The organism is Pseudonocardia terrae (assembly GCF_021343995.1).
In the GTDB taxonomy this organism is placed as follows: Bacteria; Actinomycetota; Actinomycetes; order Mycobacteriales; family Pseudonocardiaceae; genus Pseudonocardia; species Pseudonocardia terrae.
This window is the reverse complement of the sequence record NZ_JAJTTE010000013.1, coordinates 78,859-103,276: the sequence shown is the minus strand read 5'-3', so window position 1 is coordinate 103,276 and position 24,418 is coordinate 78,859. Positions and strand designations below refer to the sequence as shown.

Here is a 24,418-nt window from a genome sequence, read left to right as displayed (position 1 = left end):
GAAGTGGGCTGAGCGCGCCGGGAGTGGGCGGCGGCGGGCGTACCGCCTGGGCCGGGTGGGGCAGCGGGGTGCCGACCCGCGGCGGCAGCGTGCGCACCCATGCTGTGAGCGTCGCCGCCGGGCGGTGACCGGCCGCGGCATCGCCCCGCGGTGTGCTTGGATCGTTGCCCGGGCGGCCCGTGAGGGGTCCGCCCAGGCGCCCGACGACCCAGCACCGAGGACACAGCACCGACGACACGGCACTGAGGACACGGGCACCGAGGAGACGGGCAATGACGACCAGGCACTGGCGACACAGGCATTGGCAACACGAGCACTGGCAACACGAGCACTGGCGACACGGGCATTGGCAACACGAGCACTGGCAACACGAGCACTGGCGACACGGGCACGCACCGCGGCACGGAACGCAGGACGGACGGAAGGTCGGCGATGAGCACCCCACGGGACCCGCACGGGGAGACGGAGCGGAGCCACCGGGCCGCCGGCGGCCAGGGCGACGCGACCGGACCGGACCCGTCCGCGGAGGACCGCGCCGAGCGGTATGACGCCGACCGGTACGGCCCCGGCGGGGGGAAGGCCGTCACGGACGACTCCGCGTCGGTCACCGTGCCGCACACCGGGCGGTCCGGGTGGGACTTCACCCGCACCGGCGAGGCCGACCCGCCCACCCCGGCCTACGGCTCCCCGGCCGTCCCGGCCGGCGACCCGGGCGGCGTTGGCGACCCGGGCGGCGTTGGCGACCCGGGCGGCGTCGGCGACCCGGGTGGCGTGGGTGGCGTGGGCGGCGTGGGTGGCGTTGGCGACCCCGAGGCGACCGTGACCGGCTCGGGCTGGAGCACCGCCACCCGGGGCGAAGGTCCGGACCGGGACCCGGCCGGGACCGCGGCCTGGGACCCGGCGGCCACCCCGCAGAGCGGGGCCGAGGCCTCCTGGGCCGCGGAGGGCGACCGCACGGCGGTGCAGGGCAGCTGGGATCCGGCGGGCGACCGCACGGCCGTGCACGGCGGCTGGACCCCCGAGGGCGACCGCACGGCGGTGCAGGGCGGCTGGGACCCGGCGGGCACCGGCATCCCCGGTGCCGCCTCCGCGACCTCCACCCTCCCGGGCGGGACGGGCCGCGCCGTACGCCGGCGCGGGTGGCCCGGGGGCGACCGGAAGCTCGTGGCCGGCGCCGCCGTACTGGTGGTCGTGCTGGCCGTCCTGGCCGTGACCGCGTTCTGGAAGCCGGGCTTCCTCGTGACCGAGGAGTTCGACCAGCCGGCCCTGCAGGCCGGGGTCACCCAGATCCTCACCCAGGACTACGGCCTCGGCGCCACCGGCGTGAGCTGCCCCGAGGGCCAGAAGGTCGAGGCCGGTTCGACCTTCAGCTGCACCGCGAACGTCGACGGCGAGAACGTCGAGGTCCCGGTCACGGTCCTCGACGACCAGGGCACCTACCAGGTCGCTCGCGTCTGATCCCGGCGCTCCGGCCGAGCCGGACCCGGCCCGCACCGGATTCCGGATGACAGGAGGCGGCCCGGGGCCCGAGGATCGACGACCGTGAGCACGACCGGTACCGATCCCCGCGAGCCCGACACCGCCGCCCCGCGCCCACCCGCGTCCCCGGCCGGCGCGGCGCGTCCCGCCGCCGAGGTGCGGGTGCTGGAGCCCGGGGAGCTCCGCTCGGCGCACACCCTCTTCCGCGCCGCCCTCCACGGCGGTGGGCCCGCCGACGACGAGCACTGGGCCCTCACCCGGCTCTCCTACGCCCCGGGCCGCACGTTCGGCGTGGACCTGCCCGCGGGCACCCTCGCCGGGACCGCGATGAGCTTCGGGTCGGCACTCACGGTGCCCGGCGGGGCGCGGGTACCGATGGCGGCCGTCACCCGCGTCGGCGTCCGGGCCGACCGGACCCGTCGCGGCCTGCTCACCGGGCTCATGCGCGAGCAGCTGTCCGACGCCGCCGACCGCGGTGAGATCGCGGCGACCCTGCGGGCCAGCGAGGCGCGCATCTACGGCCGCTTCGGCTACGGCGTCGCCAGCCGGGGCCGGAACCTGCGGGTGACCGCCGGCGCCCGCTTCCGCACCGGCGCCCCGGCGGGCGGCGAGGTCCGGCTGCTCGACCCCGACGAGGCCGCGACGGTCCTGCCGCCGCTCTACGCCCGCATCCTGGCCGCGACCGCACGCCCGGGCCCGATCGAACGCGACGAGGGCTGGTGGGCGCACGTCCTGCGCTCCCGGCGGACCGCCGACGAGGCCCGGGGGATCGCGGTGCACACCGGCCCCCGCGGCGACGACGGCTTCGCCACCTGGACCGTGCGCCAGGACGGTACGGACTTCGGCGAGAACGTCCTCGAGCTCCACGACCTGCACGCCGCGACCCCGCAGGCCACAGCAGGCCTCTGGCGATTCCTGCTGCGCATCGACCTCCTCCGCGCCGTCTCGGCGCACCTGCGCCCACTGGACGAGCCGGTGGACCTGTTCCTCGAGGACCCGCGGGCCTGCCGCACCACCGGCGTCGACGACGAGACCTGGCTGCGCCTGCTCGACGTGCCCGCCGCCTTCGCCGCCCGCAGCTGGGGCGAGTCCGGGGGCGAGCCGCTCCGCCTCCGCGTGCACGACGCCCTGTTCCCGGGCAACGACGGCGTGCACGTGATCGACGGCCGCGCCGCCGGTACGAACGGCGCGGGCCCCCCAGACCCCTCACCGGCCGAGGACTGGCCGGCCGACCTGGAATGCGACGTCGCGGGCCTCGCCATGGCCTACCTGGGCGACCGGCGGCCGTCCGAGCTCGTCGCGAGTGGCTGGTGGACCGTGCACGACGGGGCCGCCGTCGCCCGCGCCGACCGGCTCTTCGCGGCGACCGGGCCGGACACCGTGCCGTGGTGCGGGACGTTCTTCTGACCCACCACGGCCGCCGGCGGCGCAGCCCCGGCAGCGAGATCCGGCAGCGAGATCCGGCCGCGAGATCCGGCAGCGAGATCCGGCCGCGAGATCCGGCAGCGTGGACCGGGCAGTGACGCCCGGTCCGGACCTCAGCCCTTGAGCGCCGCCACCAGCCGGTCGACCGACCCGCCCAGGCCCCAGCGCTCGGCCAGGGCGGCGAGGGCGCCGGCGTCGGCGGGGGAGTCGGGCAGGACGTCGGAGCGCGACAGCTCCACCGGCGCGTCCTGCACCACCCGCACCACGGGTTCGACGACCGCCAGGTAGTCCGTGGCCTTGCCGAGCTTGCTCCGCACGCTCGCGGCCAGCCGCGTGTCACCGGGGTCGGCGACGGCCGCGACCAGCTCGGCCCACGAGCCGAACTTCCCGACCAGCGTGGCCGCGGTCTTCGCGCCGACCCCGGGCACGCCGGGCAGCCCGTCGGAGGGGTCGCCGCGCAGCATCGCCATCTCGGCGTAGGCCTCGCCGGCCCGGTCCCGCGGCACGCCGTACTTCTCGGCGACCTCCGCCGGGCCGAGGAGCTCGGCCTTCGCCAGGCCGCGGCCCACGTAGAGCAGCCGCACGGGCGTGGGCTCCTCGCGGACGATCTGCATGAGGTCCCGGTCGCCGCTGACCCCGAGCACCGGGTCGGCGGCCTCGCGGTGGGCCAGCGTGCCGATCACGTCGTCGGCCTCGTGGCCCTCGGCCCCACCGGTCGCGATGCCCGCCGCGGCCAGGACGTCGAGGATGATCGGCACCTGCGGCGCGAGGGTGTCCGGTACCTCCTCGGGGATCCCCGCGGGCGCGGTGTCCGGCCCGCTGCCCGGCGTGGAGCCCTCGATCCGGTGCGCCTTGTAGGAGGGCAGGGCCTCCACCCGGAACGCCGGCCGCCAGTCGAGGTCCAGGCACGCGACGAGCCGGGCGGGGCGGTGCTCGGCGACGAGCCGGGCGACCATGTCGGTGAACCCGCGTACGGCGTTGACCGGTGTCCCGTCGGGCGCGGTGATCGACTCGGGCACGCCGTAGAAGGCGCGGAAGTACATGCTCGCGGCGTCGAGCAGCATCAGCGAGCCGGCGGGGGCCTGCGGGGCCGGGTGGGGTGCCGTCACGGTGAGCCAGCATGCCAGGCGGGGACGACGCACAGCGTGAGCGCCCTAAGCTCGCCGCATGAGCCACGCCGTCCCCACCGAGCTGCTCGCCGACCGGTTGCGCCGGGCCGGCGAGGTCGCCGCCGAGCAGGGCGCCGACGTCCTCCTCATCACACCCGGCACCGACCTGCGCTACCTGGTCGACCACGCCGGTGAGTCCCACGAGCGGCTGACCTGCCTGGTGCTCCCGGCCGCGGGCCACCGTGCGCCACCGGCGCTGGTCGTGCCGCGGCTGGAGGCCCCCGGGTTCGACGTCGCGACCCTGGAGGCGCTCGGCATCGAGGTCCTCACGTGGACGGACGGCGAGGACCCCTACCTGCTGGTCTCCGACCTGGCGGGCGGCCCCACCCGGATGGCGGTGGCGGACGGGATGCCGGCGCGACACGTGTTCGGCCTGCGCGACGCGTTCCCCGACGTGCGGCAGCGCCTCGCCGGACCGGTCCTGCGTGAGCTGCGGATGCGCAAGGACGCCGCGGAGGTGGCAGAGCTCCGCGCGGCGGGCGCCGCGATCGACCGCGTGCACGCGCGGATGGGCGAGATCCTCAAGCCCGGCCGCACCGAGGCGCAGGTCGGCGCGGACATCGAGGCGGCGATCGTGGCCGAGGGGCACACGGGGGCCGCCTTCGTGATCGTGGGGTCCGGGCCGAACGGCGCGAGCCCGCACCACGACGTTTCCGACCGGGTCGTCGAGGCGGGCGACGTGGTGGTCATCGACATCGGCGGTCCGCTCGCCAGCGGCTACAACTCCGACTGCACCCGCACGTACGCGGTGGGGGCGGAGCCGTCCGCGCAGGTCCGCGAGACCTACGCGGTGCTGCAGGAGGCGCAGGAGCGTTCGGTGCAGGCGGTGCGCCCGGGCGTCACGGCGGAGTCGGTCGACGAGGCGGCCCGTGCGCCGATCACCGAGGCCGGCTTCGGCCCGCGGTTCGTGCACCGCACCGGGCACGGCATCGGGCTCGACGTGCACGAGGAGCCCTACATCGTGGACGGCAACACGCTGACCCTCGAGCCGGGCATGGCCTTCAGTGTGGAGCCCGGCATCTACCTCGACGGCGAGTGGGGCGCCCGGATCGAGGACATCGTGGTCGTGACCGAGACGGGCGTCGAGCGGCTCAACAACGGCCCCCGGAACCTGGTCGTCCTCTGATCGTGCCCTGATCACGCCGCCACCTCCGGGTGCGCGGCGCCGTCCCGGCCCGGTACGCACGCCGCACGCGCCGCGGTGCCGCCGAGGAACTCGCGCAGGCACCCGGCGATCGCGGTGTGCGCCGCCGCGGTCGGGTGGAACGACTCCTGGAACAGGTGCCGGCCGGCGGTGTCGAGCGCGCCCTGCACGAGCGTCCGCGGGTCGACGGTGAGCCGGCGCTGCCACTCGTCGCGCAGCGGGCCCGTGCACGCCTCGCGGCCCTCCGCGAGCCGCGCCAGGTCGAGGAAGCGTGCGCCCACCCGCTCGGCGACCGCCCCGATCGTCGCGGCGAGCTGCGGGAACGCGACGGTGCGCGCCCACCCTGCGTCGGGCCGGGAGTAGGGGCAGCCCTGGAGCCCGTGCCAGGCCGGCATCGCCTCGCTGCCCGGGGCCGCGTACGACAGCAGCACGAACGCGTACCCGTCCGGCGGGTAGCCCGCCTCGGACATCGCGGTGCGGACGTCCCGGGCCGCCGCCTCGATCCGGGGTGCCACCGCCGCGAGCCGATCCGCCCAGCCCGGCCCGGCCGTCGTACGGCAGCCCGGTTCGCGCAGGTCGAGGAATGCCCGGATGCAGGCGACGGCGACGCCCGACAGGTCCGGCTCGTCGTTCGCGCCCACCTGCAGGGTGACCGCGAGCACCCGGTGCCGGCGCGCGACCTCGACCAGGCGCTGTACCTGTGATCCCTCGGTGTGGTGCACCGCCGTGCCGAAGGCGACGTGCTCCGCGCCCGCGCCGGAGCAGGCGAGGTTCACGGCGATCTCGGCCAGCGCGCTGCGGTGCACGTAGGCGGCGGGGGAGCGGTGGCACCAGTTCCCGCCCTCGCCGCGGGTGCCCGCCTCGTAGTCACCGGCGCCCTCGCCGGACGCCGCGCTGTCGCCCAGCGCGACGACGGCCGTCGGCCGGGGATCGGGTGGTACCCCGGCGGCCAGGGCCGGGGGAGCGGCCCCGATCGCGGCGAGGACCAGGAGCAGGGCGACCACCGGGACCACACGGCGGCACGCGACGGGGAGCAGACGGGTCGGCACGCGGCGGACGCTAGGGGCACGGAGGCGGCGGGTGGGGCCGTCGCCGCTCCGCTGTGGACAACCCGGTCGCCCGGCACGCGCAACCGCGGCCACGGACCGGAGAGCGGCCACCGATGTGGACAACTGCGCGCGGAGCGGCGGAAGTGTCGGTGTGGGCTGCCGCGTCGCTCCCTCGGGGGAACCCCGGACTTTCTCCGGGCGTTGTCCGGAGGCACCCACCCCGCAGAGGCGGCATCGTGAGGTGCAGGGCGGCGAGAACCGCCGCCGACCCGGAACGAGGAGCTCGACGACACCATGGCAACCACCCTGACCCGCCCGCGCAACGGCGCCGTGATCGCCGGGGTCTGCGCCGGCCTCGCGCAGCGCTTCGGCCTGAGCCCGTTCGTGGTGCGGCTGATCTTCCTGCTGTCCTGCCTGCTCCCGGGTCCGCAGTTCGTGATCTACATCGTGCTGTGGATCCTGATGCCGAAGGCCCCCTACTGATCGGCCCGTCCCGATCGACCCAGTCCTGATCCACCGCCCCGGGGTGCGGTAGACACCCGACCGTGGTCCGCACCCTGCTCACCGGCCTCCGGTCGCCCGGCCGGCCCGGCCCCGTCGCGCTCGAGACCGAAGGCGGACGGGTCACCTGGACCGGCGCGGCCGCGGAGGCCCGCAGCCGGGCGCACCGCGCCACGCGCGTCGAGGAGCTCGACGGGGTCCTGCTGACCTCGCCCTTCGTCGACGCGCACGTCCATGCGACCGCCTCCGGCCTCCTGCTCGACGGCCTGGACCTCACCCGCTGCGCGACCGCGGCCGAGGTCCTGGCCGCGGTGGCGGCGGCCGCGGGTGCTGCCCCGCCCGCCGCCGTCGTGTGGGGGCACGGCTGGGAGGAGGACCGCTGGTCCGGGCCGCCGCCCTCTCGCGCCGAGCTGGACCGCGCCGCCGGCGGCCGGGCGGTCTACCTCAGTCGCATCGACGTGCACTCGGCCCTGGTGTCCACCGCCCTGGTCGACCGCGCACCCGGAGCGGTCGGTGCCACGGGGTGGAGCCCGACCGGCCCGCTGAGCGCCGACGCCCACCACCACGTCCGCCGGGCCGCGCTGGCCGCCCTGGACCCCGCGCAGCGCCGCTCGGCCCAGGCCGCCTTCCTCGACCACGCCGCCGCCCGCGGGGTGGCCGAGGTGCACGAGTGCGCGGGCCCGGAGATCTCCGGCCGCGCCGACCTCGCCGACCTGCTCGGGAGCACGCACGGTGTCCAGGTCGTGGGCTACTGGGGCGAGGCCGTCGACAGCCCGGAGGCCGCCCGGGCGCTCCGCGCCGACACGGGTGCGCACGGTCTGGCCGGCGACCTGTTCGTCGACGGCTCGCTCGGCTCGCGCACCGCCGCCCTGCACACCCCCTACCTCGACGCCCCGGGCTGCACCGGGAACCACTACCTCGACGCCGGGACGCTGGCGGCGCACCTCACCGCCTGCACCCGGGCCGGCATCCAGGCGGGCTTCCACGTGATCGGCGAGGCCGCCGTGGAGGCGGCCGTCGCGGCGCTCGAGGAGGCCGCCCGCCGCACCTCCCCGGCGGAGGTCCGCGCGGCCCGGCACCGCCTCGAGCACCTGGAGATGGTCGACGGCGGCCAGGCGGCCCGGCTGGCCGCGCTCGGCGTGGTGGCCAGCGTCCAGCCCCTGTTCGACGCCGCCTGGGGCGGTCCCGGTGGCATGTACGCGGCGCGGCTCGGGGCGGAACGGGCGCGCGGGATGAACCCCTTCCGGGCGTTGGACGAGGCCGGCGTCGTGCTCGCCTTCGGCTCCGACTCCCCGGTCACGCCGCTGGACCCGTGGGCGGCGGTCCGCGCCGCGACCGCCCACCGCACGCCGGCATCGTCGGTCGGGGAGGCCACCGCCCTGGCCGCGCACACCGCGGGTGGGCGATACGCGGCCGGCGGTGGCGGCTCGCCGATCCCGGTGACGGGCGGCCCGGCGTCCTACGCCCTCTGGGACGGCACGCGGTGCCTGCGCACCGTGCGCGAGGGCCGGATCCTGCACGGGGGCGGACCCGAGGAGTGACGTCGGGCAACCCCGCTTCCGTTCCGCCCCGCCGCTCTGGCATCCTGTTCCGCGTGATCGACCGGACCAGCCGCCGCCCCTTGGTGGGTCGCTGCTGTCCGGGGTGTTGTCGCTGTTGCCGCTGACACCCCCGGAATAGTCCGCCCGCCGCACTCCCGCGGCCCACACAGACTGCGATCACCTCCATGACCGCTTCCGCGGCCCCTGCCCTGAACCCCGCTGCTTCCGTCGTCTCCGCCGCCGTCCCGGCGCTCGCCGAGCCCGACCTGCGCGGACACACCGTCGTCGCGCTGCACCCGCACCCGGACGACGAGGCGATCTTCACCGGCATCACCCTGCGCCGCCTGGCCGACGCCGGCGCCCGCGTCGTGCTCGTCATGGCCACCGGCGGTGAGCTGGGCGGGTCCCGGCTCCCGCTGCACCCCGGCGAGACCGTGCGGCAGCGCCGGCTCGCCGAGCTCGAGCAGGCCGCCGAGCTGCTCGGCGTCGCCCGCCTCGTGCTCCTGGGCCGCCGGGACTCCGGGCTGCCGGGCGGCCCGGACAGCACCCACGCCCGCGCGCTGGCCGGCGCCGAGCCGCTCGCCCTGGCCGGCCGGCTCGCCGAGATCGTCGACGACGAGGGCGCCGGGACCCTGCTCGCCGACGACGAGCAGGGCGTCTACGGCCACCCCGACCACCGGATGGCCGGCGTGGTCGGCACCATCGCCGCCGAGCTGACCGGCGCGGACGCCTACCTGGCGACGGTGGACCGCGACGGCCTCGGTCGGCTCGGTCCGGACGGGCACCTCGTGCACGGCGCCGCCCGCGCCGCCGACGTTCCCTTCGGCCGCGAGGGCGCCGAGATCGCGCTGACCGTCGGCGGCGACGCCCGGCACCTCGCCGTCAAGCGGGCCGCGATCCTGGCGCACGCCAGCCAGGTCGACCCGGCCGAGCTCCCCGAGCACGACTTCGCCGCCGCCTACGGCCGCGAGTGGTTCCGCCGCACCGGCCCCGCGGGCCGGCCCGGCGTGCTCGACCTCCTCTAACAGGTCCACCACCCCCGCGCCGTACGCTCTTCCCGTGGCCGCACCGACCGTCGACCCCGCCCCGGCCGGGTCCGCTCCCCGGGTTCCGCGGTCCGCCCGCTCGCTGCGGCTCCTGGCCCGGGCGCTGCCGGCGATCGCCGCCGGTGTGGTCCTGTACCTGAGCTTCCCGCCGCGCGAGCTGTGGTGGCTCGCCCCGCCGGTGTTCGCCGTGCTCGGCGTGGTGCTGCGCGGTGTCCGCGCCCGCCGCGGGTTCCTGCTGGGCTTCCTGTTCGGCCTCGGCTTCCTGGTCCCGCTGCTGAGCTGGACCGGCGGCTTCGTCGGGGCGCTGCCCTGGCTGGCCCTGTGCGTCGTCGAGGCGATCGCGTTCGGCCTCGCGGGCGCCGGCATGGCGGTGACGTCCCGGCTCCCGGCGGCCCCGGTGTGGGGCGCCGCCGTCTGGGTCGGGGTCGAGGCGCTCCGCAGCCGCTTCCCGTTCGGCGGGCTGCCCTGGGGGCGCGTCGGGTTCGGCCAGCCCGAGGGTCTCTTCCTGCACACCGCGTCGGTCGGCGGCGTTCCGCTGCTGTCGTTCGTCACCGTCCTCGCCGGCCTCGCGCTCGGCGAGCTGGTCCGGCGGCTCGCGCGGCGGGAGGGCCGGGCCGCGGTGGTGCCGGCCGTCCTGCTCGTCCTCGCCCTGGTGGCCGGCCCTGTCGCGAGCCTGATCCCCGCGACGGTGAACGGACCGTCGAAGTCGATCACCGTGGCGGCGATCCAGGGCAACGTCCCGCGGCTGGGCCTGGACTTCAACGCCCAGCGCCGCGCCGTCCTGGACAACCACGTCACGGTCACCGAGCAGCTCGCGGCCGACGTGGCCGCGGGCCGGCGACCGCAGCCCGACGTGGTGATCTGGCCGGAGAACTCCTCCGACATCGACCCGTTCCGCAACGCCGACGCCGCCGCGCTGATCTCCCGGGCCGCGGCCGCGATCAAGGCCCCGATCCTCGTCGGCTCGGTCCTGGTGAACGCCGGCGGGACGGACAGCAACGCCGTCCTGGTCTGGGACCCGGTGCTGGGCCCGATCGCGCGCAACGACAAGCGCCGTATCCAGCCCTTCGGGGAGTACATGCCGTGGCGCTCGTTCTTCCGGATCTTCTCCAGCTACGTCGACCGGGCGGGCAACTTCGTGCCCGGGCCCGGCCCCGGCGTGCTGCAGGCCGGCGGCGCCGACATCGGCATCGCGATCTGCTGGGAGATCGCGTTCGACGACCTGGTGGACGACAGCGTCTCGGCGGGTGCGACCATGCTCGCCGTCCCCAGCAACAACGCCACCTTCGGCCTGTCGGAGATGACGTACCAGCAGCTGGCGATGTCCCGGGTGCGGGCCGTCGAGCACGACCGGCCGGTCGTCGTCGCGACGACCTCCGGCGTGAGCGCGACGATCACTCCCGAGGGCACCGTCACCGGCAGTACCGGGCAGTTCGTGCCCGGGACCCTGGTCGCTGTCGAGACGCTGGAGGACACGACTACGCTGGCCACTCGGCTGCGATCCGTGCCGGAGTGGGTGCTGACCGCAGCGGGAGTCATGGCGATCGGCGCCGCGCTGCTGGCCGGAAGGCGGGCACGCCGCGGTGCGGCCGCCGCGCAGGAGGGGGCCGGGTCCCGCACGGGGTCCGAGGACGCCCCCCGGGCAGGAGAGGACGTCGATGGCTGAGCCCCCGGGACCGGTCCTGGTGGTCATCCCGACCTACGAGGAGCGGGAGAACCTCGGCCGGGTCGTCGCGCGGCTCAACACCGCAGTGCCGGCCGCGGACATCCTGGTCGTCGACGACGCCAGCCCGGACGGCACGGGCGAGCTCGCCGAGGAGATGGCGGCCGCGGACCCGCGCGTGCGCGTGCTGCACCGCGAGGGCAAGAACGGCCTCGGTGCCGCCTACCTCGCCGGCTTCCGGCACGCGCTGAGCGGCGAGCACCAGGTCGTCGTCGAGATGGACGCCGACGGCTCGCACGCCCCCGAGGACCTGCCGGCCCTGCTGGCGGCGCTGGAGGAGGGCCCGGGCGCCGACCTGGTCCTCGGCTCCCGGTACGTGCCCGGCGGCGAGGTCGTCAACTGGCCCGCCCACCGGGAGTGGCTCTCCCGCGGCGCGAACCTGTACGCGCGCCTCGCGCTGGGCGCGCCCGTCCGCGACATCACCGCCGGCTACCGGGTCTACCGGCGGCAGGTGCTCGAGCAGCTCGACCTCGACTCGGTGATCTCCCAGGGCTACTGCTTCCAGATCGACCTCGCCTGGCGGGCGCTGCAGGCCGGGTTCCGCGTCGTCGAGGTGCCGATCACCTTCACCGAGCGGCAGATCGGCTCGTCGAAGATGGACGGCGCGGTGATGCTCGAGGCGTTCGTCAACGTCGCGCGGTGGGGCTTCGAGCACCGGTTCCGCCGGCTGCGCCCCGCCCGGTGGGCCGGGGACACCGCCGCGGGAGACGGGTCCGTCCGCGCCTGATCACTCCTCGTTAGGCTCCCGGTCATGAGCGGTGCGGAGCGCGAGACGCTGACCTGGGAGCTGTTCGGCGCGGCCTCCCGCCAGCTGGCCGAGCAGGTCGCGGACAGCGGCTACCGCCCGGACATCATCCTCTCGATCGCACGCGGCGGACTGTTCGTGGCCGGCGCCCTCGGCTACGCGCTCGGCGTGAAGAACCTGCACGTGATGAACGTGGAGTTCTACACCGGGGTGGGGGAGCGGCTGCCGCTGCCGGTGATGTTGCCGCCGGTGCCGAACATCGTCGACCTCTCCGGGGCCACCGTCCTCGTGGCGGACGACGTGGCCGACACCGGGGCCACCCTCAAGCTCGTGCGGGACTTCTGCGGCGAGCACGTGGCCGACGTCCGGTGCGCGGTCGTGTACGAGAAGCCGCAGAGCGAGGTGCGCTGCGAGTACGTCTGGCGACACACCCCGCTCTGGATCAACTTCCCCTGGTCGACGCTGCCCCCGGTCGTCGGGACCGAGGTGCTCGACGCCTGAATTGCGCTCCTGCGGCGGGCCTCAGGGCGGCAGCGGCTCGCCCTTGGTCTCGTGCAGGAACGGCAGCATGATGATCCCGAGCAGGTACGCCGATCCCATGTAGAGGGCGGCGTGGGAGACCCCGCCGAAGCTCGCGATGAGCGCCCCGGACACGATCGGGCCGATCCACGCGACGAGCCGGGTCGCGTTGAAGACGAATCCGGTGGCGGTGGAGCGCACCGTCGACCCGAACAGCTCGGGCAGGTAGATCGCGAACCAGGCGAAGCCGCCGAGGGTGAAGACACCGTTGACCAGCGCGACCACCTGGAACGCCACGGGGCCACCCCACCAGAGGTAGGTGATCGGGGTCATCACCAGCGAGCCCCCGAAGATGATCGCGACGAGCCACCGCCTGCCGACCGCGTCCGCGACGAAGCCGCTGACCAGGTAGCCCAGGATGGCGCCGACGTTGTAGAACACGACCGCCAGCGCGCCCCAGCCGGCCGGGTTGCCGATCCCGCTCGTGTGGGCCAGCGAGACGGCGAACTGCGGCAGGAACGCGGACACCGCGTACCAGCCGATGATCGTGCCCAGGGACACGACGAGCGTCACGAGGACGCGCCGACGGTTGACCGGGTCGGCGAACAACCTGCGCACGGTGAACGGGCGTTGCTCCTGCGTCCGCTTCTCCGCGGCGACGGCGTCCACCCACCGCTGCGACTCCTCGAGGCGCCGACGGATGTAGAGCACGAGGAAGGCGGGCAGGATCCCGACGACGAACATCCAGCGCCAGGCCGCCGGGCCGGAGCCCTGGAGGAAGAGCCAGATCAGGGCGGCGAGCAGGGTGCCGAAGCCGAACCCCGACTGCATGAACCCGGCGCCCTTGGCCCGCGCGCGGTCCGGCCAGGTCTCCTGCAGCAGGACCGTCCCGGTGGCCCACTCGCTGCCCATCGCGATGCCGGTGAGCATCCGGAAGGCGATCAGCATCTCGAACGAGGTGCTCAGCGCCGTCAGGCCGGTGAACACCGCGTAGCCCAGGATCGCCAGCAGCATCACCCGCCGGCGCCCGAGGTAGTCGGCGAGCACCCCTCCGACGAGTCCGCCGATGCCCCAGCCGAGGAGGGTCAGCCCGATGGCGAGCCCGGAGTAGAGCCCGATGCTGCTCCGTTCGCCCGCCGGCAGCAGCTGCGCGAGCGCGGGCGACACCACCACGACGAGCGCCTGGGTCTCGTAGCCGTCGAAGGCCCACCCGGAGAACGTGGCGTAGAGGACCCGGCGATGCTTGCGGTTCACTCCCGCGTACCAGGCGGTGCGGGTCGCCACCTCGGCCATGGCACCCCCTTGTGCCGGCAATGAGTGTCGCGTGTCCGCCTACCCACCCGGGCGCGTCCTACACCGCCTCGCACTGCGGTCCCCGGTCGAGGCGGCGACGATGGGGCCGTGGCCGAGAGCGTCACCCGCATGCTCCTCGCCGGGCACGGCGGCGGGGGGCCGCTCGCGCACGGCGAGGACGTCACGCTCGACGTCGACCAGGTGCTCATCGAGGACGCCACCGGGTCGATGGCGTGCATGCAGTTCGAGGCGCTCGGCGCGGAGCGGGTGGTGGTGGACCCGACGGTGCTCTACGTCGACCACAACGTGCTGCAGATCGACGACCGGAACATGGCCGAGCACCACTACCTGCGCTCGTTCTGCCGCCGGTTCGGGGTGCGGTACTCCCCGGCGGGGAACGGGATCTCGCACTACTTGCACCTGGAGCGGTTCGCCCGGCCTGGAGGCCTGCTCGTGGGCGCGGACTCGCACTCGACGACCGCGGGCGCCCTCGGGATGCTCGCGGTGGGCGCGGGCGGCCTGGAGGTGGCCGTCGCGATGGCCGGCCACGGGTTCGACCTGGCCTCTCCGCGGGTCGTGCGCGTCGAGCTCACCGGCACCCTGCCGGACTGGGTGGAGGCGAAGGACGTGATCCTGGAGCTCCTGCGCCGCCACGGCGTCCGGGGCGGCACGGGCGCGGTGTTCGAGTTCACGGGCGAGGGGGTGGCCACCCTGTCGGTCACCCAGCGGGCCACGATCTGCAACATGATCACGGAGACCGGGGCGACCGGTGCCGTGTTCCCGGCCGACGAGCGGACGCGGGAGTGGCTGGCCGCGCAGGGCCGCGACCAGGACTGGACCGCGCTGACCGCCGACCACGGCGCGACCTACGACGACGAGGAGCACATCGACCTCGTGGCCCTCGAACCGTTGATCGCCGTGCCGCAGTCCCCGGGCGACGTCGTGCCGGTCCGGGAGGTCGCGGGCACGCCGGTCGTGCAGGTGTGCGTCGGCTCCTCGGTCAACTCCTCCTACGAGGACCTCGCGACGGTCGCCGCGGTGCTGGCGGGCCGCACCGTCCACCCGGACGTCGCGCTCACGGTCACGCCGGGCTCGCGCCAGATCCTGGACACGATCGTGCGGGGCGACGTGTACCGCGACCTCGCCACGGCGGGTGCCCGGATGCTGGAGCCGGTCTGTGGCCCCTGCATCGGGATCGGGCAGGCGCCGACGCGCGGGCAGGCGTCCGTCCGGACGTTCAACCGCAACTTCCCCGGCCGCAGCGGCACGGCCGAGGACCGCGTCTACCTCTGCTCGCCCTCGACGGCGGCGGCCACCGCGTTGACGGGCCACATCACGGATCCCCGCGACCTCGGTGCGTTCCCTCCGCTGCCCGCGGCCCCGGGCCCCGACCCGGCGGTGGTCGACGGGTTGATCACCGAGCCGCTGCCGGCGGTCGAGGCGCGGCGGGTGGAGATCGTCCGCGGACCGAGCCTCGTCCCGCCTCCGCTGCCGGAACCACCGCCGGCCGAGCTCGACGGCCGCGTCGTGATCGTCGTCGGGGACGACGTCTCCACCGGCGACATGGCCCCGGACGGCGCCATCGGCATGTCCGTGTGGTCGGACATCGAGGCGTGCAGCCACTACCTGTTCCGCCGCTTCGACCCGGACTTCCACGACCGGGCGCGGGAATGGGCGGGGCAGGGGACCCCCGGGATCATCGTCGGCGGGGACAACTACGGGCAGGGCTCGTCCCGGGAGCACGCCGCGATGGCCCCGCTGCACCTCGGCATCATGGTCGTGGCGGCGGCCGGGTTCGCGCGCATCCACCGGCGCAACCTCGTCGTGCAGGGGATCGTCCCGCTGCTCCTCGCCGCCGACGCCGATCGGGAGCGGGTGTCGGTCGGCGACCGGTGGCACATCGCCGGCCTGGCCGATGCGGTCCGTTCCGGAGCCGAGGAGCTGACCGCCGAGGTCGACCGCGGCGAGCCGATCGCGCTGCGGCTGCTGCTCAGCCGCGGGGAGCGCGACGTGCTCGCCGCGGGAGGCCTGTTGCGCCGGACCCGCGAGGGAGACCGCCCGCCGCGCTGACGCTCGGCGTCCCGACGCGGTCCTACAGGGCGGCCAGCTCCTGCTCCAGGTCGTCGAGGCCGAGCGAGCCCTGTGAGAGCGCGGTCATGTGCCACGCCTTGAGGTCGAAGTCCGCACCCCGCGCCCGCTTCGCCGCGGCCCGGCCCGCGAGCCAGGCCCGCTCGCCGAGCTTGTAGCTGATCGCCTGCCCCGGCCCGCCCAGGTAGCGCAGCAGCTCGCTGTCGAGGAAGGCGGCGTCGCGGCCGCAGTAGGCGCCGAAGAACTCCCGGGCGAGCCCGGGCGTCCAGGTCAGCCCGGCGTGCATCGGCGAGTCGGCGGGGACCGCCAGCTCCAGGTGCATGCCGATGTCGATGATCACTCGGATCGCGCGCATCATCTGGGCGTCGAGGTAGCCGAGCCGCTCGCCGGGGTCGGTGAGGAAGCCCAGCTCGTCCATGAGCCGCTCCGCGTAGAGCGCCCAGCCCTCGAGGTTCCCGCTGATCATGCCGGCCGAGGCCTGGAAGGTGGAGAGCTCGCCCGCACACAGCGCCCACTGGCCGAGCTGCAGGTGATGCCCGGGGACGCCTTCGTGGTACCAGGTGCTCACGAGGTCCCACATCGGGAAGCGGTCGCGGCCCAGCGTCGGGAGCCAGGTGCGGCCGGGCCGGGCGAAGTCCAGCGAGGGCTGGGTGTAGTACGGCGCGGCGGCACTGCCCTCGGGCGCGATCACGGCCTCGACGCGCAGCAGCTCGGGGGCGAGGTCGACGTGCGTGCCCTGCAGGGCCGCGATCGTGTCGTCCATGATCCCCTGCAGCCGGGCGCGGACGGCGTCGACGCCCTCGACGATCTCGCCGTGCGTCTCCAGGTGCGCCATCGCCTCGCGCGGCGTGGCACCGGGCAGGACCCGCGCGGTCTCGGCCCGCTGCTCGTCGAGGATCCGGTGGAACTCCGACCAGGCCCACGCGTAGGCCTCGCGGGGGTCGAGGTCGGCCCCGGTCCACCGGCGGACGGCCGCCCGGTAGCGCTCCTCGCCCACGGCGTCCGGGACGCCCTCGGTGCGCGGGCGGTACTCGCGGGCGAGGAACTCCCGCAGCGTGCCCAGGGCGGCGGTCGGGGCGTCCGCGCTGTCGGCGGGGAGGCCGGCGTCGGCGGCGAAGGAGGCGAACCAGTCGGCCGCGAGCCACGAGCCGAACTGCGCGACGACGGCGTCGACCTGTCGCGGAGCCGCCAGCAGCCCGCGGTCGGCCCCGGCCCGGAGGCTCTCCGCGTAGCCGGCGAACGCCGCGGGGACGGCGGCGAGCCGGGCAGCGAGGTTCGCGCGCTCCTCGGGTGTGCCGGTGGGCATCAGCGTGAGCGTCGTGCGCAGATCCTGGACCGGCCCGAAGAGGATCTGGACGTTGCGGAGGTGCTCGCCGAGGGTGCGGATGGCCTGCGTGGCGGCGAGGCGCTCGCGCAGCAGCCGGGCGCACCGGCGCTCGGTGTCGTTCGCGGGCTCGCCGGCGGCCTCGAGGCGGGTGAGGGTGTCCCGCTCGAGGGCGTCGAGGGCCTCGTCGCCGGCGGGGGAGAGGTCGGGGAGCCGGTCCTGGCCGGTGGGCAGGCCCAGCGAGGTCGCGAGCAGCGGGTCGAGCTCGGCGTGCGCGGCGACGTGGGCGTCGGCCAGGTCCCTGATCGTGCGTGCGGACATGCGGTCATCATCGCCGCCCTCCGGACACGACGAAGCCGGGCCCCACGGGAGGTGGCCCGGCTTCGTGGTGTGTGCTGCGGCGCGTCCGCCGTGGCGTCGCCGTCGCGACGCCGACCCGTTCGGGAGGGTCAGGCGATCACTAGGCGATCTCCTGGCGACGCTCGCGGAGCAGGTCGAGGCGCTCGTTGAGCAGCTCCTCGAGCTCCGGGATCGAGCGGCGCTCCAGCAGCATGTCCCAGTGGGTGCGCGGCGGCTTGGTCTTCTTCTGCTCCGCCTCGACGCCGTCCACGCGCCGCCCGACGCCGCCCTGGGGCGACTCCCAGGTCGCGGGCGCCTCGGCGTCGTTCGCGAACGGCACCTCGAACTCATGGCCCGAGGGGGAGACGTAGCGGACCAGCTGCCGCGGCGCCAGGTCGTGATTCCGGTCGGTCTCGTAGCTGACAGCCCCGAGCCGGCTGCCACGGAGCACGCGGTCGGCCATGCGTCATCCTCCCGTCTTCTGCCGAGGGGGGCACCCCTCGACGGTCACATCGTCGCCACCCGGTGTAACGTCTGCAGTACAGCCGCGCATTCCCGGGGGAGGCATTGCGCGGGCACGCCGACGTCCTCGCGACCGTCGGTGACCCGCTCCTGTCCCGACGTCAGAGTGTGGCCCATCGGGCGCTCTGCCACACGCGAATGTGACGTGTCAGCCGTCTGTGACTTACCTCACCGGTCGGGACCCGAGTGTTAACACGTGGGTGGCTTCCCGTTACCCGCGATCGACATGCATCAGGATATGCGCAGGTCGGCGTGGTTGCCGCGCGAACCGCCGGACATCCGGCGATCGGCGCACCCCGATCACCCGGTCGGCGCGGCGGACTCGGGCCGGCGGACCGGCCAGAGCGCGAGCAGCCCGGCCGCGAGCACCACGAGGATCCCGACCGTGCCCGCGCGGTCCGAGCCGAACGCGTAGGTGAAGAAGCCCACGAGCGTCGGGGCGAGGAACGACACCGCCCGCCCCGTCGTCGCGTATAGGCCGAACATCTGGCCCTCCTGACCGGGGGGCGTGAGTCGGGCCAGATAGGTGCGCGACGACGACTGCGCCGGGCCGACGAACAGGCACAGCCCGAGCCCGAACACCCAGAACGCCGTGGGGCCGGACAGGAACAGCAGCACGACACCGCAGAGGATCAGTCCGCCGAGCGAGCCGACGATGACCGCCTTCGGGCCGATCCGGTCGTCGAGCCATCCGCCGCTCAGGGCGCCGAGGGCCGACACGACGTTGGCGGCCACGCCGAAGACCAGGACGTCGCCGGAGCTCAGGCCGTACACGCTGACCGCGATCACCGCGCCGAACGTGAACACGGCGGCCAGCCCGTCGCGGAACAGGGCGCTCGCCCCGAGGAAGTAGACTGTGTGCGGGCTCGTGCGGTGCAGGTCCCGCAGGTCGGTGACGAGCTTGCGGTAGCTCGCCCGGACGCCCAGCCGGGCCGGGCGGTCGACGGCGGGCGGCGCCTCGGGTACGACGAGGAAGAGCGGGATCGCGGCCAGCGCGAACCAGGCGGCCGAGACGAGGGCGACCACCCGGACGTTGAGCCCGGCCTCGGTGCTCACCCCGAGCACGCCCCCCTCGCCGGCGATGAACAGCACGTACACCGCGAGGAGCAGCACGATCCCGCCGAAGTAGCCCATCGACCAGCCGAAACCGGAGACCCGGCCGATCGTGGCGGGCGTCGAGATCTGCCGCAGGACGGCGTTGTAGGAGACCTCGGCGAGCTCGAAGAAGATCGACCCCAGGGCGAGCAGCAGCAGGCCGAGCCAGAGGTAGTGCCAGTCGTCGCGGACGAAGAAGAGCAGGGCCATCGACGCGACCGTCGCGGCGGTCCAGATCGCGGTGGACCGCAGCCGGCGTCCGGCCCGGTCGGCGCTCTGCCCGACCACCGGCGCCAGCAGCGCGATCACCAGGCCCGCGGCACCGATCGCGTAGCCGAGCCAGCTGTTGGCGTTCACCGTGCCGGGCAGGCCTCGTCCGACGGTGTCGGTGAGGTAGACGGAGAAGACGAACGTGAGCGTGATGGTGTTGTAGGCCGACGAGCCCCAGTCCCAGAAACCCCAGGCCAGCACCTGACGCCGCGCAGGCGTCGATCCCACCAGCCCGTCTCCGGTCCGGTCCGCGGGGGCGGCCTCGCTGCTCACCGCGGCAGCCTAGTGCGGTGACCACGAACGTTCACCGGTCCTCGCGCGCCCGGGCGGCCCCTCGCGGCGTTGCCCCCGCACCCCGGTACGCCCGGTACAGGCGGTGCGGGGGCGCCTTGCGAGGAACCCCCCGGATCACGCGATCACCCGGCGAACGTTCGTGGTCACCGCACTAGAGCGCGCCGCGCTCACAGGGCGATGAGCAGGTCCGGCCGGTCGGAGAGCAGTCCGTCGACCCCCATGGCGAGCAGCGCGCGCATCTCGGCCTGCTCGTCGACCGTCCAGACGTGGACCTCCAGGCCGGCGTCGTGGGCCCGCGTGAGCAGACGGTCGTCGACCACCGTGAGCGGGCCGAAGTGCCGCGGGATCTGGGCGAGCCGGCCGCCGATCCGGGGCAGGACCGGCTCCAGGGCGGTGCGGGCCGACGGGGCGGCGTCCAGCCAGGCGCGGGCACGCAGGCCGAGCACCCCCTCGAAGCCCATCGACGTGAACAGCCGCGGGCCGACCGCGCGGGCCCGCCGCAGCCGGCTCTCGTGGAAGGCGCCGAGGCAGACCCGGTCCCAGGCGGCGAGCCGCTCGAGCACGGCCAGGGTGGGCAGCACGACGGCGTCGGACTTCAGCTCGATCGTGAACCGGGTCTCCGGCAGGGCCGCGAGCACGGACTCCAGCCGCGGCACCGGTTCCCGCCCGGCCACCCGGGCGCCCTCGATCACCGCGGCGGGCAGGCCGGCGAGCGGGCCGCTGCCGTCGGTGGTGCGGTCGAGGGTCGCGTCGTGGTGGACCATCGGCACGCCGTCGGCGGAGGCGTGCACGTCCATCTCGATGTAGGAGAAGCCGTTCGCCACCGCGAGCTCGAAGCCGGCGAGGGTGTTCTCGCAGCCGGCGAGCTCGCCGACGTGCCAGCCGCGGTGCGCGTACCGGCGCGGGTAGGGCCCATCGAGGTACGGGTGCCGGTCCCCGCTCGTGGTCGGCTTCGCCCGCTCCGCCTCCGTCACAGTGCGGAACCCTCTCATCCGGCGCCGATCATCCGCGACGGGGAAGCCGTTGCCGCTCGCTGAACAGCAGGCGTTCGAGCAGGTCACCGTGCCGGTCCAGGCGGCCGGGCAGGTCGTCGAGGGTGAAGACGAGGTCGTCCGGGCGGCGGCAGCCGCGCACCTCCTCCCAGGTCACCGGGGTGGCGACGGTCGGGCGCGCCCGCCCGCGCAGCGAGTAGCTGCCGATCGTGGTCTTCGCCGTGTTGTTCTGGCTCCAGTCCACGAAGACCTTGCCGCGCCGGCGCGCCTTCGCCATCACCGACGTGGCGCTCCGCGGGGACTCGTCGGCCAGCCGCTCGGCCACGGCCTTCGCGAAGTCGATGGTCTGCTCGGCCCGGCTGACCGCGACGGGCAGGTAGAGCTGCAGCCCCTTGCCGCCCGACGTCCGGGGGTACGCCTCGAGGTCGTCCTCGGCGAGCACCTCGGCGATCCGCTGCGCGACCCGGCAGCACTCGACGACCGTCGTCCCCTCGCCGGGGTCGAGGTCGAAGACGACCAGGTCGGGGGTCTGCCGGCCGCCGCGTGGCCCGACCCGCCACTGGGGCACGTGCAGTTCGAGGGCGGCCAGGTTCGCCGCCCAGGCCAGGCCCTCCTCGCTCTCGAGCAGTGGGAAGTAGGCGGACTCGGACCGCCCGCCCGGCGTCCCGACCCGCTCGGTGCGGATCCAGTCCGGCGCGTGCCGCGAGACGTCCTTCTCGAAGAACGAGGGCTTCTCGACGCCGTCGGGCCAGCGCACGAGCGTGACCGGCCGGCCCTCCAGGTGCGGCAGCATGACCGGCGCGACCGCGCGGTAGTGCGCCAGGACGTCGGCCTTCGTGGTGCCGGTGAGCGGGTAGAGGACCTTGTCGGGGTTGGTCAGCGTCGCCCGGCCCACGCCCGCCTTCCCGCCGGCGCGCCGCTGTCGTGGCTTCTCGGGCTCGGCGACCTCGCCCACCTCCCGCCAGGTGTCGGAACGCTTCCCGGGCAGATATACCGAGTCGGCCCGCTTGGCGACGACGCCCGGCAGCCCCTGCCCGCGGACGGCGTCGAGCACGGCGGCGCCGCCGTCGGCCGGGTACACCGGGGCGAGCCGCCAGTGCGGTCCGGACAGCGGCAGCTCCTCGAGCAGGGCGTGCCGGTCGGTGAACCCGAGCCCGCAGGTGTCCCGGCCGTCGAGGAACAGCAGGTCGGAGATCCACAGCTCGCCGCCGCGGGTCAGCTCCGCGTCGAGCAGCAGGGCGGTGGCGCCGATCGAGGGCCCCAGCTCGGCGAGGGTCTTCGCCTGGACCTCGTCGCCGTCGGCCGTCAGGCGGGCCCGGCCGCCGTCGACCTCGACGATCACGCGGCGCCCGCCGAACCGGACCTGCAGCAGCCAGCCCTCGGGGTCCGTCGGCAGCTCGTCGGGCACCCCGCGCATCGGGGCCGTGTCGTGGGGGAGCGGGGAGCGGTCGGTGCGGTCGGAGCGCTTGAGCAGCCAACCGTCCCGGCGCTCGCGGTTGCTCTTGACCAGCACGTACTTCCCCTGCGCACGCTCGCCGTGCAGCGTGAAGGCGACCTCCCGATCGGACCACTTCTCGGTCTCGTAGCGGCCGTGGTCCCAGATCGTCATGGTCCCGCCGCCGTACTCCCCGCGCGGGATCTCGCCGGAGAACTCCAGGTACTCCAGGGGGTGGTCCTCGGTGCGGACGGCCAGCCGCAGGGTCTCGGTGTCGACCGGCAGGCCCTTCGGCACCGCCCACGAGGCCAGCACGCCGTCGCGTTCGAGGCGCAGGTCCCAGTGCAGCGCGCGGGCGTGGTGCTCCTGGATCACGAACCGGTCGCCGGGCCCCTCCGGCGAGGCATCGGGCGCGGGGTCGGCCTCCGGGACCGGCTCCGGCGTGCGCCCCCGGTCGCGCTTGCGGCGGTACTCGTCGAGCGGCACGTCGTCAGGCTAACGCCGTGCAGGGCTTGTCACCGGCCGTGATCATTTGCGAGCATAGCCTTACCTGACGAAAGGCTGGCCTGCATGTACGTCTGCATCTGTCACGCCGTGACGGACGTCGAGCTGCGTGACTGCATCGGCGAGGGCGCCCGCACGGTCGAGGAGATCGGCGACGCGTGCGGTGCCGGCACGGGCTGCGGCAGCTGCCTCGGCACCCTCGACGTCCTGCTGGCCGCCGAGCTCGCCCCGTCCGTGATGTCGGAGCTGCCGCTCTCGGCCTGACCGACGCCGCTCACTCGAACGAGGCGAGGCCGCAGGTAAGGCTAGCTATCGGACAGCCCGTCCTTCGTGGATCCGGGCGAACCGGACCCACTACCGTTCGTGCCGCCCATCACAGCGAACGGAGGACGGTGCCATGCGTGGGGACCCGGAGATCATCTCCCTGCTCAACGAGCAGCTCACCAGCGAGCTCACCGCCATCAACCAGTACTTCCTGCACGCGAAGATGCAGCAGAACTGGGGCCTGACCAAGCTCGCCGCCTACACCCGTAGCGAGTCGATCGACGAGATGCGGCACGCGGAGAAGATCACCGACCGCATCCTCTTCCTCGAGGGCCTCCCCAACTACCAGCGGCTGTTCCAGCTGCGGATCGGCACGAACGTCCGCGAGATGCTGCAGTCCGACCTCGCCATCGAGCTGGAGGTCGTGCAGCGGCTCCGGCCCGGCATCGCGATGTGCCGCTCGAAGGGCGACATCACCACGGCGAACCTGTTCGAGGAGATCCTCGCCGACGAGGAGCACCACATCGACTACATCGAGACGAACCTCGAGCTGATGGACCGCCTGGGCGAGCAGCTCTACCTGGCCCAGCTGGTCGACCAGCCTCCCACGCCCGGCTGATTCCGCGTTCCCCTCGGGCGGAGTACACAGGTCGCGAGGTGTCCACCCGGGGCGCCGAGGGGGGCCGTCATGAGCGAGAACGTGAGTGCGGGCGACCGGGCGGGGGACTCCGGGCAGCGCCCGGTCGACGCGATCCGGGAGCTCGCCGGCGCCGTCTGGTGGATGGTGCTGCTGCGGGGCGTCCTGATCGCCCTCTTCGGGATCATCGCGCTCGTGAGCCCGGGCATCGCCCTGCTCACCCTGGTGTTCCTGTTCGGCTTCTACGCGATCCTCGACGGCATCGTCGCCGTCGTCCTGGGCTTCCGGGCGCGACGGACGGCGGCCCACTGGGTGTGGCCCGTGGTGCAGGGCGTGCTGTCGGTGATCGCCGGCCTCGTCGCGCTCGTCTGGCCCGGCGTCACGGCCCTGGCGTTGCTCTTCGTCGTGGCGTTCTGGGCGATCGTCATGGGTGTCGCGGAGATCGCCGAGGCCTTCACGGCCCGGCGGACCGGCGCGCACGCCTGGGGCTGGACCCTCGTCGCGGGCATCGTGAACATCCTCTTCGGCCTCGCACTGCTGACCTGGCCGGCCGGCGGGATCCTCACGCTGATCTGGCTGGTCGGGCTGTTCGCGCTGATCGGCGGCGTGATCCTGATCGGGTGGGCCTTCCGCGTCCGGGCGATCGCCAGGGGTGCGGCCGGGGCGCGGCCCTCGCCGAACCCGGCCTGACGCGCTCGGGTCGCGGGGGAGCGCGATCGAAGATATGTTCGACCGATGACCGATCGCGACACCCAGGTCCAGACCACCACGCCGGCGGCGAAGGACCCCGAGGACTGGACCACCGGCGACGAGCCGATCACCGGACCGCAGCGCTCGTACCTGGAGACGCTCGCGCAGCAGGCCGGCCAGGAGCTGCCCGAGGACCTCGGCCGGCTGACCAAAGCCGAGGCCTCGAAGCGCATCGACGAGCTGCAGGCCGCGGCGGGGCGGGGGAACCGCCGCTGAGCGACTCCCGGGCCGGGCCGGGACGGTGCATTTCGGACCCGGGTCGTGGCACGA

The 24,418-nt window shown here is 74.7% G+C and carries 22 protein-coding genes; 14 read left to right on the top strand and 8 right to left on the bottom strand.

Translation table 11 applies throughout. The annotated features are described in order from the left end of the window. The first annotated feature begins 432 nt into the window (after nucleotides 1-432). Together LWC33_RS11275 and LWC33_RS11270 are read left to right on the top strand one after the other, a co-directional pair. Entirely contained in the window at nucleotides 433-1,458 is a 1,026-nt protein-coding gene (locus LWC33_RS11275; protein WP_233304237.1) for a DUF4333 domain-containing protein, read from the top strand. A gap of 84 nt (nucleotides 1,459-1,542) precedes the next feature. Next, complete coding sequence (locus tag LWC33_RS11270) at nucleotides 1,543-2,886, top strand: GNAT family N-acetyltransferase (RefSeq protein ID WP_233304236.1); 1,344 nt, start codon at nucleotides 1,543-1,545, stop codon at nucleotides 2,884-2,886. 131 nt (nucleotides 2,887-3,017) lie between these two features. On the opposite strand, the gene LWC33_RS11265 is transcribed toward LWC33_RS11270, so the two are convergent. Continuing rightward, complete coding sequence (locus LWC33_RS11265; protein WP_233304275.1) at nucleotides 3,018-3,968, bottom strand: 5'-3' exonuclease; 951 nt, start codon at nucleotides 3,966-3,968, stop codon at nucleotides 3,018-3,020. A 103-nt stretch (nucleotides 3,969-4,071) separates the two neighbouring features. Here LWC33_RS11265 and LWC33_RS11260 point away from each other — a divergent pair, with 103 nt between their 5' ends. Next, nucleotides 4,072-5,199: a M24 family metallopeptidase gene (locus LWC33_RS11260; protein WP_233304235.1), complete on the top strand. Its 1,128-nt coding sequence runs from the start codon at nucleotides 4,072-4,074 to the stop codon at nucleotides 5,197-5,199. Between the two features lie 11 nt (nucleotides 5,200-5,210). On the opposite strand, the gene LWC33_RS11255 is transcribed toward LWC33_RS11260, so the two are convergent. Then, nucleotides 5,211-6,266 carry a GDSL-type esterase/lipase family protein gene (locus LWC33_RS11255; RefSeq protein ID WP_233304234.1) on the bottom strand — a complete coding sequence of 352 codons (1,056 nt, stop codon included), beginning with the start codon at nucleotides 6,264-6,266 and terminating at the stop codon, nucleotides 5,211-5,213. A 294-nt stretch (nucleotides 6,267-6,560) separates the two neighbouring features. Between LWC33_RS11255 and LWC33_RS11250 the strand changes: the two genes are divergently transcribed. The 6 genes from LWC33_RS11250 to LWC33_RS11225 all read left to right on the top strand — a co-directional run bounded on the left by LWC33_RS11250 (nucleotide 6,561) and on the right by LWC33_RS11225 (nucleotide 12,323). Next, entirely contained in the window at nucleotides 6,561-6,749 is a 189-nt protein-coding gene (locus tag LWC33_RS11250; RefSeq protein WP_232868634.1) for a PspC domain-containing protein, read from the top strand. Between the two features lie 62 nt (nucleotides 6,750-6,811). Then, entirely contained in the window at nucleotides 6,812-8,308 is a 1,497-nt protein-coding gene (locus LWC33_RS11245; RefSeq protein ID WP_233304233.1) for an amidohydrolase, read from the top strand. A 185-nt stretch (nucleotides 8,309-8,493) separates the two neighbouring features. Next, a complete protein-coding gene (locus LWC33_RS11240; protein ID WP_233304232.1) occupies nucleotides 8,494-9,333 on the top strand; it encodes a PIG-L deacetylase family protein in 840 nt (279 codons plus the stop codon). Between the two features lie 34 nt (nucleotides 9,334-9,367). Then, nucleotides 9,368-11,020 (top strand): apolipoprotein N-acyltransferase, encoded by a 1,653-nt coding sequence (gene lnt, locus LWC33_RS11235; RefSeq protein WP_233304231.1) that lies wholly within the window; start codon nucleotides 9,368-9,370, stop codon nucleotides 11,018-11,020. Beyond that, a complete protein-coding gene (locus tag LWC33_RS11230) occupies nucleotides 11,013-11,804 on the top strand; it encodes a polyprenol monophosphomannose synthase (RefSeq protein ID WP_233304230.1) in 792 nt (263 codons plus the stop codon). Before lnt ends, LWC33_RS11230 begins: the two co-directional genes overlap by 8 nt. A 24-nt stretch (nucleotides 11,805-11,828) precedes the next feature. Further along, nucleotides 11,829-12,323, top strand: coding sequence for a phosphoribosyltransferase (locus LWC33_RS11225; protein WP_233304229.1), 495 nt, complete (start codon nucleotides 11,829-11,831; stop codon nucleotides 12,321-12,323). Between the two features lie 21 nt (nucleotides 12,324-12,344). On the opposite strand, the gene LWC33_RS11220 is transcribed toward LWC33_RS11225, so the two are convergent. After that, nucleotides 12,345-13,634, bottom strand: coding sequence for an MFS transporter (locus tag LWC33_RS11220; RefSeq protein WP_233304228.1), 1,290 nt, complete (start codon nucleotides 13,632-13,634; stop codon nucleotides 12,345-12,347). Nucleotides 13,635-13,742: 108 nt separating this feature from the next. Here LWC33_RS11220 and LWC33_RS11215 point away from each other — a divergent pair, with 108 nt between their 5' ends. After that, a complete protein-coding gene (locus LWC33_RS11215; RefSeq protein WP_233304227.1) occupies nucleotides 13,743-15,704 on the top strand; it encodes an aconitate hydratase in 1,962 nt (653 codons plus the stop codon). A gap of 22 nt (nucleotides 15,705-15,726) precedes the next feature. Here the strand turns inward: LWC33_RS11215 and LWC33_RS11210 are convergent, their stop codons facing one another. From LWC33_RS11210 to ligD, 5 genes are all read right to left on the bottom strand, one after another. Further along, nucleotides 15,727-17,367, bottom strand: a complete 1,641-nt coding sequence (locus LWC33_RS11210) for a DUF885 domain-containing protein (RefSeq protein ID WP_233304226.1) — start codon at nucleotides 17,365-17,367, stop codon at nucleotides 15,727-15,729. A gap of 139 nt (nucleotides 17,368-17,506) precedes the next feature. Next, the gene (locus LWC33_RS11205; protein WP_233304225.1) at nucleotides 17,507-17,848 is read right to left on the bottom strand and encodes an RNA polymerase-binding protein RbpA; all 342 of its coding nucleotides are present in this window, start codon (nucleotides 17,846-17,848) and stop codon (nucleotides 17,507-17,509) included. Between the two features lie 359 nt (nucleotides 17,849-18,207). Further along, on the bottom strand, nucleotides 18,208-19,545 hold the full coding sequence (locus LWC33_RS11200; protein WP_308190929.1) for an MFS transporter: 1,338 nt from the start codon (nucleotides 19,543-19,545) through the stop codon (nucleotides 18,208-18,210). 188 nt (nucleotides 19,546-19,733) lie between these two features. After that, nucleotides 19,734-20,540: a glycerophosphodiester phosphodiesterase family protein gene (locus LWC33_RS11195; RefSeq protein ID WP_233304224.1), complete on the bottom strand. Its 807-nt coding sequence runs from the start codon at nucleotides 20,538-20,540 to the stop codon at nucleotides 19,734-19,736. 28 nt (nucleotides 20,541-20,568) lie between these two features. Next, the gene (gene ligD / locus LWC33_RS35925; RefSeq protein ID WP_308190928.1) at nucleotides 20,569-22,479 is read right to left on the bottom strand and encodes a non-homologous end-joining DNA ligase; all 1,911 of its coding nucleotides are present in this window, start codon (nucleotides 22,477-22,479) and stop codon (nucleotides 20,569-20,571) included. 84 nt (nucleotides 22,480-22,563) lie between these two features. On the opposite strand from ligD, the gene LWC33_RS11180 reads away from it, so the two are divergent. The 4 genes from LWC33_RS11180 to LWC33_RS11165 all read left to right on the top strand — a co-directional run bounded on the left by LWC33_RS11180 (nucleotide 22,564) and on the right by LWC33_RS11165 (nucleotide 24,364). Beyond that, nucleotides 22,564-22,761, top strand: a complete 198-nt coding sequence (locus tag LWC33_RS11180) for a (2Fe-2S)-binding protein (RefSeq protein WP_233304223.1) — start codon at nucleotides 22,564-22,566, stop codon at nucleotides 22,759-22,761. 133 nt (nucleotides 22,762-22,894) lie between these two features. After that, nucleotides 22,895-23,380 (top strand): bacterioferritin, encoded by a 486-nt coding sequence (gene bfr / locus LWC33_RS11175; RefSeq protein ID WP_037038919.1) that lies wholly within the window; start codon nucleotides 22,895-22,897, stop codon nucleotides 23,378-23,380. 69 nt (nucleotides 23,381-23,449) lie between these two features. Further along, entirely contained in the window at nucleotides 23,450-24,088 is a 639-nt protein-coding gene (locus LWC33_RS11170) for an HdeD family acid-resistance protein (protein WP_233304222.1), read from the top strand. 45 nt (nucleotides 24,089-24,133) lie between these two features. Further along, on the top strand, nucleotides 24,134-24,364 hold the full coding sequence (locus LWC33_RS11165) for a DUF3072 domain-containing protein (protein WP_233304221.1): 231 nt from the start codon (nucleotides 24,134-24,136) through the stop codon (nucleotides 24,362-24,364). Nucleotides 24,365-24,418 lie beyond the last annotated feature (54 nt).

Coding starts and splice junctions, on each gene's coding strand:
- LWC33_RS11275 (WP_233304237.1), top strand. CDS start 433: ATGAGCACCCCACGGGACCCGCACGGGGAGACGGAGCGGAGCCACCGG.
- LWC33_RS11265 (WP_233304275.1), bottom strand. CDS start 3,968: ATGCTGCTCGACGCCGCGAGCATGTACTTCCGCGCCTTCTACGGCGTG.
- LWC33_RS11260 (WP_233304235.1), top strand. CDS start 4,072: ATGAGCCACGCCGTCCCCACCGAGCTGCTCGCCGACCGGTTGCGCCGG.
- LWC33_RS11250 (WP_232868634.1), top strand. CDS start 6,561: ATGGCAACCACCCTGACCCGCCCGCGCAACGGCGCCGTGATCGCCGGG.
- LWC33_RS11240 (WP_233304232.1), top strand. CDS start 8,494: ATGACCGCTTCCGCGGCCCCTGCCCTGAACCCCGCTGCTTCCGTCGTC.
- LWC33_RS11230 (WP_233304230.1), top strand. CDS start 11,013: ATGGCTGAGCCCCCGGGACCGGTCCTGGTGGTCATCCCGACCTACGAG.
- LWC33_RS11225 (WP_233304229.1), top strand. CDS start 11,829: ATGAGCGGTGCGGAGCGCGAGACGCTGACCTGGGAGCTGTTCGGCGCG.
- LWC33_RS11220 (WP_233304228.1), bottom strand. CDS start 13,634: ATGGCCGAGGTGGCGACCCGCACCGCCTGGTACGCGGGAGTGAACCGC.
- LWC33_RS11210 (WP_233304226.1), bottom strand. CDS start 17,367: ATGTCCGCACGCACGATCAGGGACCTGGCCGACGCCCACGTCGCCGCG.
- LWC33_RS11205 (WP_233304225.1), bottom strand. CDS start 17,848: ATGGCCGACCGCGTGCTCCGTGGCAGCCGGCTCGGGGCTGTCAGCTAC.
- LWC33_RS11180 (WP_233304223.1), top strand. CDS start 22,564: ATGTACGTCTGCATCTGTCACGCCGTGACGGACGTCGAGCTGCGTGAC.
- bfr (WP_037038919.1), top strand. CDS start 22,895: ATGCGTGGGGACCCGGAGATCATCTCCCTGCTCAACGAGCAGCTCACC.
- LWC33_RS11170 (WP_233304222.1), top strand. CDS start 23,450: ATGAGCGAGAACGTGAGTGCGGGCGACCGGGCGGGGGACTCCGGGCAG.
- LWC33_RS11165 (WP_233304221.1), top strand. CDS start 24,134: ATGACCGATCGCGACACCCAGGTCCAGACCACCACGCCGGCGGCGAAG.